Source organism: Duncaniella sp. (assembly GCF_029054785.1).
In the GTDB taxonomy this organism is placed as follows: domain Bacteria; phylum Bacteroidota; class Bacteroidia; order Bacteroidales; family Muribaculaceae; genus Duncaniella.
Genome location: NZ_JAIDEN010000132.1, coordinates 1 through 9,166 on the forward strand (window position 1 = coordinate 1; position 9,166 = coordinate 9,166).

9 protein-coding genes are annotated in these 9,166 nt (G+C 51.7%); 5 read left to right on the plus strand and 4 right to left on the minus strand.

Annotated features, from left to right (window positions below; genetic code table 11):
- Positions 1–284: hypothetical protein (locus K2H17_RS08465; protein WP_300133729.1), on the plus strand; the 284-nt coding region annotated here is incomplete at its 5' end.
- On the opposite strand, the gene K2H17_RS08470 is transcribed toward K2H17_RS08465, so the two are convergent.
- Entirely contained in the window at positions 266–700 is a 435-nt protein-coding gene (locus tag K2H17_RS08470; RefSeq protein WP_300133731.1) for a DUF4293 family protein, read from the minus strand. The two genes, K2H17_RS08465 and K2H17_RS08470, sit on opposite strands and share 19 nt — an antisense overlap.
- Before the next feature lie 140 nt (positions 701–840).
- Between K2H17_RS08470 and surE the strand changes: the two genes are divergently transcribed.
- Positions 841–1,608 (plus strand): 5'/3'-nucleotidase SurE, encoded by a 768-nt coding sequence (gene surE, locus K2H17_RS08475; protein ID WP_300133733.1) that lies wholly within the window; start codon positions 841–843, stop codon positions 1,606–1,608.
- Positions 1,609–1,724: 116 nt separating this feature from the next.
- Here surE and K2H17_RS08480 read toward each other — a convergent pair whose 3' ends face one another.
- From K2H17_RS08480 to K2H17_RS08490, 3 genes are read right to left on the minus strand one after another with little or no spacing between them, the layout of a single operon-like run.
- Complete coding sequence (locus tag K2H17_RS08480; protein ID WP_300133735.1) at positions 1,725–2,738, minus strand: glycosyltransferase family 2 protein; 1,014 nt, start codon at positions 2,736–2,738, stop codon at positions 1,725–1,727.
- Positions 2,739–2,740: 2 nt separating this feature from the next.
- On the minus strand, positions 2,741–4,069 hold the full coding sequence (gene mtaB / locus K2H17_RS08485; RefSeq protein ID WP_300133737.1) for a tRNA (N(6)-L-threonylcarbamoyladenosine(37)-C(2))-methylthiotransferase MtaB: 1,329 nt from the start codon (positions 4,067–4,069) through the stop codon (positions 2,741–2,743).
- A gap of 43 nt (positions 4,070–4,112) precedes the next feature.
- Positions 4,113–4,583 carry a winged helix-turn-helix transcriptional regulator gene (locus tag K2H17_RS08490; protein WP_300133739.1) on the minus strand — a complete coding sequence of 157 codons (471 nt, stop codon included), beginning with the start codon at positions 4,581–4,583 and terminating at the stop codon, positions 4,113–4,115.
- Between the two features lie 352 nt (positions 4,584–4,935).
- On the opposite strand from K2H17_RS08490, the gene K2H17_RS08495 reads away from it, so the two are divergent.
- The 3 genes from K2H17_RS08495 to K2H17_RS08505 all read left to right on the plus strand — a co-directional run bounded on the left by K2H17_RS08495 (position 4,936) and on the right by K2H17_RS08505 (position 8,908).
- Positions 4,936–7,953, plus strand: coding sequence for a putative LPS assembly protein LptD (locus K2H17_RS08495; RefSeq protein ID WP_300133741.1), 3,018 nt, complete (start codon positions 4,936–4,938; stop codon positions 7,951–7,953).
- 148 nt (positions 7,954–8,101) lie between these two features.
- The gene (locus tag K2H17_RS08500) at positions 8,102–8,617 is read left to right on the plus strand and encodes an outer membrane beta-barrel protein (RefSeq protein ID WP_300133743.1); all 516 of its coding nucleotides are present in this window, start codon (positions 8,102–8,104) and stop codon (positions 8,615–8,617) included.
- Positions 8,618–8,671: 54 nt separating this feature from the next.
- Complete coding sequence (locus tag K2H17_RS08505) at positions 8,672–8,908, plus strand: hypothetical protein (protein WP_300133745.1); 237 nt, start codon at positions 8,672–8,674, stop codon at positions 8,906–8,908.
- Positions 8,909–9,166 lie beyond the last annotated feature (258 nt).

Consider the following 9,166-nt stretch of genomic DNA (forward strand, 5'->3'; position numbering starts at 1 on the left):
AACAATTTAGCAAAAGAGACACCAAGGCTCAGGTAACTTTAAAAATTCTCACACATGAAATTATTAAAAGGGAAAAACAACAATACCATCGCCTGCGAAAGTTTTGGGCGTCTATGACTCTTCATTTCAGTCACATAGCTCGCTATGCTCCTTCAATTCAGATCCATATCCACCTCAAAACTTTCGCTCAGATTTTAACTATTGTTTTTAAACAACCTCTAAGTATCCACAAAGGCGATCAGTGCATTTTTTTGCACCGACCGGCTCAGCGCAGGCGGTTGTAGGAGTTGAGCAATTTGATATCTTTCGCAATGCCGCCAAGACCGAGGATCTCCAGAATTACAGCGACAGGAAGGAGAATATCCCACACGGCGAAATGAGCGTCCATGCCTTCGGCTCCGGCCTGCTTGAAGAGGATGAAGCAGACCACGGCTATACAGCAGAGGGTCAGAAGCAGACTGATCGTGAGTACTCTTCGCTGCAATGACAGATTGCGGAAAAGAAAGATGTCGACAATCAGAAGTATGACAGTCGCGGCTGCCGGGATCAACAGACCGTATTCATACATGGTATAAAGCTTTTCCGTGACGGCAGTCTGCCCGGAAAGATAATCGACTTCTCCGTAGGGAACAATCACGAATATCATCATCGCAACCATTGCGAGGAAGATGTAGACGGTCTGAATGCGTTGGATCTGCATAACGTTTATTGTTTTTAATTGATGATTCGGTCGCTGAAAGGCCAAAAGTCCTTTGGGCTGTCAAAAGTACTAAATTTTTAACAATTGAGAGCATGTTTAGTTGCCATTTTGTTGTAATTTTGTCCAAAAATCAACTCTATATGAAAGCAGAACGCCCACTCATATTCATCACAAACGACGACGGCATCGGATCGCGCGGAATCGCACATCTCACACGCACAGCGCTTAAGTTCGGCGATGTTGTTGTCGTGGCTCCTGAAAATCCACAGTCAGGCAAATCGTCGGCTATAACCGTCAACTCTCCGCTCTTCATCAACGAACATCCGTCGATCGACGGGGCACGAATGCTGAGCGTCACCGGAACTCCGGTTGACTGCGTGAAACTGGGCATGTATGCTGTCCTTGACCGCAGACCCGACCTGATCCTTTCGGGCATCAATCACGGCTCAAACGCAGCCGTCAACAACATTTACTCCGGCACGATGGGAGCCACGATGGAAGGCTGTCTGCTTGGAATCCCCTCGATCGGCTACTCGCTGCTCGACCATTCGCCTGATGCCGATTTCGAACCCCTCACCTCTTTCATCAGCGACATCACATCCAAAGTCCTCTCCGAAGGGCTGCCTGACGGAATCTGCCTCAACGTCAACTTCCCTTCACGCTGCACCCCGAAAGGCGTCAGGACAGTGCGCGCGGCCAAAGGCCGATGGACTGAGGAATATGCAAGCTACGCCACGCCTCACGGCACTCCGTACTATTGGCTGACAGGCAAATTCCACAACGACGAGCCTGACAACACCGAAACAGACGAATACTGGCTCGGCCAGGGCTATGGCACGATAGTCCCGATCCGTCCCGACCAGACTGCGACCGACATGATCGACCGGATCAGAAAGATTTTCGGATAAAAATATCACTGCTTTTTCAATTCCATGACTCCGGGGCAATCAGCCTCGGAGTTTTTTAAGGAATGCGCTCTAAACTTGCGTACCTGCCACGCGCAATCCTTACAGCACCGCAACGGTCAAAGGTCGGAATAGCGGCTCTTGCGACAGAGATAATACTTGACAAGAATATCAGGGCGTCCGACCAAAAGATCGGCCTGAGGATCCGTGTCATAAGCCTTTTTCATCCGCGCGAAATCGCGATGGGCCTTCACTACGGCTCCCGCATTGCCAAAATCGCAAGTCGCCATAAACTTAGCCCAGGCCAGAGTGTCGAGCAGACGGCGCCACACAAGACGCCACCCGCGCCCGCGGCGAGGGAGATTTTTCTGAAGCATCAGCAGGTTGTTGCGGAAGTTCAGATAGGTTTTCTTCGGGTTCGACGCAGGCAGACTGCCCCCGCCAAGATGATAGACCCGCCCCGAAGGCACGGCCCACAACTGACGGCCCGCCAAGCGCATGCGCCAGCAGAGATCAATCTCCTCCATGTGTGCGAAAAATGATTTGTCGAGACCTCCGACAGCGAGATACAACTCATTGTCGACCATCAGAGCCGCCCCGCTCGCCCAGTCGACCTGAAGAGGTGTGTCATATTGCCCGCAGTCGGTCTCCACGCTGTCAAAAATGCGTCCGCGGCAATAGGGATAGCCGTGGCGGTCGAGAAATCCGCCGGCGGCTCCGGCATATTCAAATTTATCCGGTTCGGCCATCGACAGGATCTTAGGCTGCACCCCTCCGGCCTCCGGATGGGCCTCCATGAAGTCAAACAGCGGCGTCAGCCAGTCATCCTTGACCTCGACATCGGAGTTGAGCAGCACGGTATATTTATAATGTGGCGCCACTTCCTTTATGGCGAGATTATAGCCCTCGGCAAAACCGTGGTTCTCGCTGAAAAGAATTGTCTTCACCTGAGGGAATTCCTGCCGAAGCAATCCGACCGAGCCGTCGGTCGACCCATTGTCGGCAACGATCACATCAGCGATGGCGGCAGGCGTGTGGCGGACCACCGACGGAAGATAGGAACGCAGAAACTTCTCGCCGTTCCAGTTCAGAATGATGACGGCCACCCGCGAAAGGACCTGCCCCCTGCTCATGCTCATCCTATAACCTCCCCTTCCGATTCTTCACCCTCCTGATCCATCGAAAGGATGCGGACCTGGGCAATCGAGTTGGACAACTCAGGGGCGGGGGTGATATTGACGCGCAGATAGTTGTCGGTAAATCCGGCCATCGAGCCGTCGCTGCGCGGATGCTCCACGAGAAGCGGACGGACCGAACCGACAAAACGCGAAGTGAAATCCTTCAGTTTACGCTCGGAGACCGCAAGCATCAGACGTGTGCGGCGGTGCTTCTCCTCCTGGCTGACAGCATGGCCGATTTCAAGCGCACGTGTGCCGGGACGCTCGCTGTAAGTGAAGACATGCAGACGGGATATGTCAAGCGATTCGACAAAAGCCTTTGACTCCTCAAACAGCTCCTCAGTCTCTCCACGGGCGCCTACAATCAGGTCGACCCCGACGAAAGCATCAGGCATCACCCGCCGGATATGTTCGATCTTGCTGCGGAAAAGCGCCGTGTCATAGCGGCGGCGCATCAGGCGCAACACCTCGTCGCTGCCGTTCTGCAACGGAATATGGAAATGAGGCATGAAGCGGCGCGATGCAGCCACGAAGTCGATCAGCTCGTCGGTCAGCAGATTCGGCTCGATGGATGAGATGCGATAGCGCTCGATCCCTTCCACCTCGTCAAGCCTGCGGCAAAGATCGAGAAATGTCTCATCGGTTCCGTGGCCGAAATCACCGATGTTGACACCGGTGATCACTATTTCCTTGCCTCCCTCAGCCGCGACCTCGCGGGCCTGGGCAACTATCTGGTCGATCGAACCCGAACGGCTGCGTCCGCGCGCCATCGGGATTGTACAGTAGGAGCACCAGTAGTCGCAACCGTCCTGAACTTTAAGGAAATATCGTGTGCGGTCGCCGCGGGAACATGAGGGGCTGAAAGAGCGGATCTCCTTGGCCAGAGTGACAAAAGTCGCAGCCTCCTGCGCCCCCGCCGACCCTATGACACTGTCAAGATAGTCGGCAAGTTCCAGTTTCCGGTCGGTTCCGGCCACTACCGCCACACCGGGCAACGAGGCCACTTCGCCCGGCTTGAGCTGGGCATAACATCCGGTCACGACGATTTTCGCCTCCGGATAGCGCCTGGCAAAAGAGCGGATTGCCTGACGGCACTTCTTGTCGGCGATTTCAGTGACGCTACATGAGTTAACGACTATGAAATCAGGCGTATCACCCTCATGGACACGCTGGATTCCACGCGAGGCAAATATACGGGCCACCGTGGAAGTCTCAGCGAAATTCAGTTTGCACCCGAAAGTATGGAACAGGGCCGTCTGATTTCCGAATGTCTCCTTATCTATCAATTTTCAGGACTTTAGCTTATAAGAAATATTAGAGCAGCGTGAATCAGTCGAAGTTTTCAGCCTGAATCGGAATCGGACGTTTGAACACCTCTTTAAATGAGATCAGTGTTTCAGTGCGTCCGGCAGCTCCAAGGCTGATCTTGTGGATCACATCGAGCAGATGCTCGTTGGTACGGGCAAAGATCTTGGCAAAAATGTCATAGCTGCCGGTTGTGAAGTGACAATCGACAACCTCCGGAATCTCCTTGAGCACCTGGACAACCTCGTTGAATTTCGAAGAGTCATTGAGAATAAATCCTATATAGGCACAGGTATCATACCCGACAGAGGCCGGATCAATTATTGTCTCAAAACCTTTGATGATGCCGGACGACGTCAGTTTCTGTATGCGCTGATGAATGGCGGCACCTGATACATTTGTCTCACGAGCTATCTCCAAAAACGGCTTACGAGCATTGCTGGAAAGCATTTTAAGGATCTTGAAATCCAGCGCATCGAAATGTTGTCTTGCCATTTTAAAGTATTAAATTTGTTCTGTGGTATTTTTAAATTTCAATTTTACACACCGCAATAACGAAAAAACGCTCCCGTTTTGCAATGCAAATTTAGCCAAAAAATCACAATTATTAATACTAATATTGCATTTAATTACAAATTTCAATCTTTAACCCTGAAATCCAACATCTAATCATCTGTCCACCTCTTGTTTTTACATTAATTAATGATGGATAATAGCTGAGCGCGTTGCCTATTTTCGGATAATGTTATATCTTTGCAAAGATTTTTTCCAACGGATCCGGACGGTTGCGGCTCAGGCCACAGCTATCACGCAAAAGGATCAACGTCTATCTATATAAGGTGCAGATTTGAGATATTCTCAATTATATATCATCGCTATTGTGCTGCTATGTGCCCTCTCAGTGGGCGCATTTTCGCGCTCTGCAAACTCCGGTCCGATAGCCGGGGCTGTGGACTCCATGCAGTCTGAAACCATTCCGGCCCCACAGATTGAACCGGCAATTCTCACCGATATAATCGGACAAGCGCACAGAGATTCGACAGAAGCCACAACCGCCACAAAAGCCTCAGCCGCACACCAACTCCCACCAGCGGACTCCGCCGATGCAGTTACAGCGTCACAGCTCCCTGCCGCCATTGATGCCGACTCAGCCATTGCAGGAAACGACTCCGTCGCCTCCCTGCACCCCGACTCCATCTACGCCGACAGCATCGTAAGCCGGATCACCCGACACACCTACACCCCCGACAGCACCAACCGTTCGCAACTGAGCCGCCGCCGCATCACACCTCCGGAAAAAGGCTCCAATATTGTGCGCACAAAAGTTGACCTCGACAACGCCGTCGACTTTTCGGCCCAGGACTCGATGGTCCTCATCGGACGCAACACAGCGTTCATGTATGGCGACAGCAAGGTCAGCTACGGCAACATCAAACTTGATGCCGAACAGATCGAGATGAACCTCGACAACAGCACCGTCTACGCCGTCGGCGGTGTCGACTCCGTCGGCGACCTCTTCGGCACTCCGGTTTTTGACGACAACGGCACATCCTATGAGGCCAAGACGATGCACTATAACTTCAAGACCGAATACGGCTACATCACCGATGTCATAACCCAACAGGGCGAAGGCTACCTGACCGGCGGACAAACGAAGAAAATCGACGAAAACACCTTCTATGTCCAGAACGGCCGCTACACGACCTGCGACAACCATGACGACCCGCACTTCTACATGCAGCTGACAAAAGCCAAAGTCCGTCCGGGCAAAGACGTGGTCAGCGGTCCGGCCTATATGGTACTCGCAGGGCTTCCCTTGCCTCTGGCCGTACCGTTCGGCTACTTCCCATTCTCTGAAAAATACTCTTCAGGCATCATCTTCCCGACTTTCGGCGACGACTATAACCGCGGCTATTATCTGAGCAACGGCGGCTACTACTTCGCACTCAGCGAGAACATCGACCTTGCTCTCACCGGCGAAATCTACACCCTTGGCTCATGGGGACTGCGCGCCGAATCGCGATATGTCAAACGCTACAAATATTCAGGCGGCTTCAACATCTCCTACCTCAAGACCATCACCGGCGACAAAGGCATGCCTGACTACTCGAAAGCAACCAACTTTCAAGTGCTCTGGAACCACAGCCAGGACTCCAAGGCAAACCCCAACATGAGCCTCTCGGCCAGCGTCAATTTCACCACCAGCGGCTACACCCGCAACGACCTCAACTCATACTACTCAAACGCATTCACCGAGAACACCAAGAGCAGCACCATCAACATGACCTATCGTTTCCCCAACTCGAAATGGTCAGTCTCGACAACCGCCAACATCTCACAGCGCTCACAGGACTCGACACTTGCCGTATCGTTCCCGAACTTCACAATCACAATGTCGCAGCTCTATCCATTCAAACGCAAGCGCGCTGTCGGCGAGGAAAAGTGGTATGAAAAAATCAAACTCTCCTACTCCGGCCAGTTCAACAACTCGCTCACAGCCAAACAGGATGAGTTCTTCAAAAAAAGCCTGATCAAGGACTGGCGCAACGGCATGAGACACAGCATTCCGATCAGCGCCACCTTCAACGTGTTCAAATATCTCAATCTCACTCCGTCGATCAACCTGACGGACCGAATGTATTCCACAAAAGTGCGCCGCCAGTGGGATCCGAACGCATCGGCTGAAGTGCTCGACACCACCTATAATTTCTATAATGTCTGGGATTTCAGCGCGGCCATATCTCTTGACACGAAGATCTACGGCTTTTTCCAGCCGCTGCCGTTCTTAGGCGACAAGGTCAAAATGATCCGCCACGTCCTCACCCCGACAATCTCGTTTACCGGATCGCCGGACTTCGCATCGAAATTCTTCGGCTATTACGGCTCCTATCAGTATCCCGATGCCAAAGGAGAGATGCAGACACGCACCTACTCCTACTTCCCAAACTCCCTGTTCGGAGTGCCGGGTCAAGGCAAAACAGGCGCCCTCAGCATCTCTTTGTCCAACAATCTTGAGATGAAAGTCAAGTCCGACAAAGATTCGATCGGTGAAAAGAAAATCTCACTGATTGAAAACCTCTCGCTGTCTCAGAGCTACAACTTCGCAGCCGACTCAATGAGATGGTCAAACCTCAACACCTCCATCATGCTCAGGCTTGTCAAGAACTTCAACCTCAACCTCTCGGCAACCTGGGATGTCTACACCTATGCGCTGAACTCGGCAGGCAACCCAGTGCGCGTCAACAAACTCCGCATAACAGAAGGCAAAGGCTGGGGCAAGCTCTCAAGCACCGGCACATCCTTCAGCTACACCTTCAACAACGACACCTTCAAGAAGCTCTTCGGCAAGGACAAGGACAAGAAAGACAAAAAAGACAGCAAGAATCCATCCCAGTCAATGGACCAGGAATTTGCCGAATCCACCTCCGATTACGAAAGCCCGACCCGCAAAAGCAAGAAAAAAGATTCCGGCCTGGAACTGGACGATGACGGCTACATGAAATGGAGTGTGCCCTGGAATCTGACGTTCAACTATTCCGTCAACTACGGCTACGGCGAATTCGACTATAAAAAGCTGGAATACAAAGGAAAGATAACCCAGAACCTGTCTTTCTCAGGCAACATCCGCCCGACAGCTAACTGGAACTTCGGATTCTCGGCAAGCTACAACTTCGACACCCACAAACTCGCCTACATGAACTGCAACATCTCGCGTGACATGCACTGCTTCACGATGCGTGCAAGTTTCGTACCGGTAGGCCCGTACAAAAGTTACAATTTCCACATCTCCGTCAAATCATCCCTGCTCCAGGACCTCAAATACGACAAACGTTCATCCTACTCCAACGGCGTTCGGTGGTATTAAAAAACGCCGCCTGAACACACTCTGTTAAACAATCCTCATCCTTCATCTGTTATTAAACCGAATCCATGCCACCACGGAGTCCCAATCTCCGGCAAGCGGCTACGGCAGTCAACACCGACAACTATTCACTATTTAATAACACCAAGAGATGAAAAAAATCCTACTTATCATGTGTGCTGTTTTAGGGATGGCCTTTGGCGCACACGCTCAGAAAGCCCAGCTTCAGCTCGGTTACGGAGGTTACACTCAGATGGATGCGACTGACATGCACGACGGCGGATCAATCAACAACGCCTGGGGTGCTCTCACCGCCGCTGTAAACTTCAAGGTAATGCCAAAGACCTATCTCGGCGTTTCCTACACCTTCTCCTCCGCAAGCTACAAGCATTCCGACGACGCAAACGCCTATTACCACGTCATCATGCTCAACGGACGTTATGACTATTGGCGCAACAGCGTGGTCACCCTCTACGGCCATCTCGGCATCGGCGTCGACATCACCCACATGGCAGCAGGCGACTGGTCCAAAAACAAAGCCTACTTTGCATTCCAGGCCTCACCATTCGGAGCGGAAGTCAACCTGACACGCGTGACAAGTATTTTTGGTGAACTCGGCTTCGGCGCACAAGGTCTGCTCCAGGTTGGCGCACGCTTCAACCTCTGACATGACCGCAACATCATTTCAACTTCTCCACAAACTTGACAAGCACTTTGAATCATGAACGGCAGGATCTCAGATGACGAACGCAAAGATCTCCCGGACAGCATGTTCGGACTCCCTGAAAGGCGGGAATACCCGATGCCTGACGCAGCCCATGTCCGCGCCGCAGAAGCATATTTCCGCTATTGTCCCGAAGAGCTGAAGCCAAGACTTGCACGCGCCATCCTTCAACGTGCCCAAGACTATGGAGTCGATGTCGAAAGTCCGACCATACGTTCATACGCAAAGCTATAATTCAGAATAACCGACCCCGTTATCCGGTCCCGGCAAATACTCCAGACTCAGAGGGTGTTTCATGACAAGAGTTAAAATCTGAACGAAAGTTTTGAGGTGGATATGGCTCTGAATCGAAGGAGCATAGCTCGCTATGCTCCTTTCTTATTTACAACAATTTATCTAAAAGACACACCACTCAGATTTTAACTCTTGTCATGAAACACCCTCTTAATTTGCCGGGACCGCGTCATTTTATCAGTCGGGCTTAACATCAAT

Coding starts and splice junctions, on each gene's coding strand:
- K2H17_RS08470 (WP_300133731.1), bottom strand. CDS start 700: ATGCAGATCCAACGCATTCAGACCGTCTACATCTTCCTCGCAATGGTT.
- surE (WP_300133733.1), top strand. CDS start 841: ATGAAAGCAGAACGCCCACTCATATTCATCACAAACGACGACGGCATC.
- K2H17_RS08480 (WP_300133735.1), bottom strand. CDS start 2,738: ATGAGCAGGGGGCAGGTCCTTTCGCGGGTGGCCGTCATCATTCTGAAC.
- K2H17_RS08490 (WP_300133739.1), bottom strand. CDS start 4,583: ATGGCAAGACAACATTTCGATGCGCTGGATTTCAAGATCCTTAAAATG.
- K2H17_RS08500 (WP_300133743.1), top strand. CDS start 8,102: ATGAAAAAAATCCTACTTATCATGTGTGCTGTTTTAGGGATGGCCTTT.
- K2H17_RS08505 (WP_300133745.1), top strand. CDS start 8,672: ATGAACGGCAGGATCTCAGATGACGAACGCAAAGATCTCCCGGACAGC.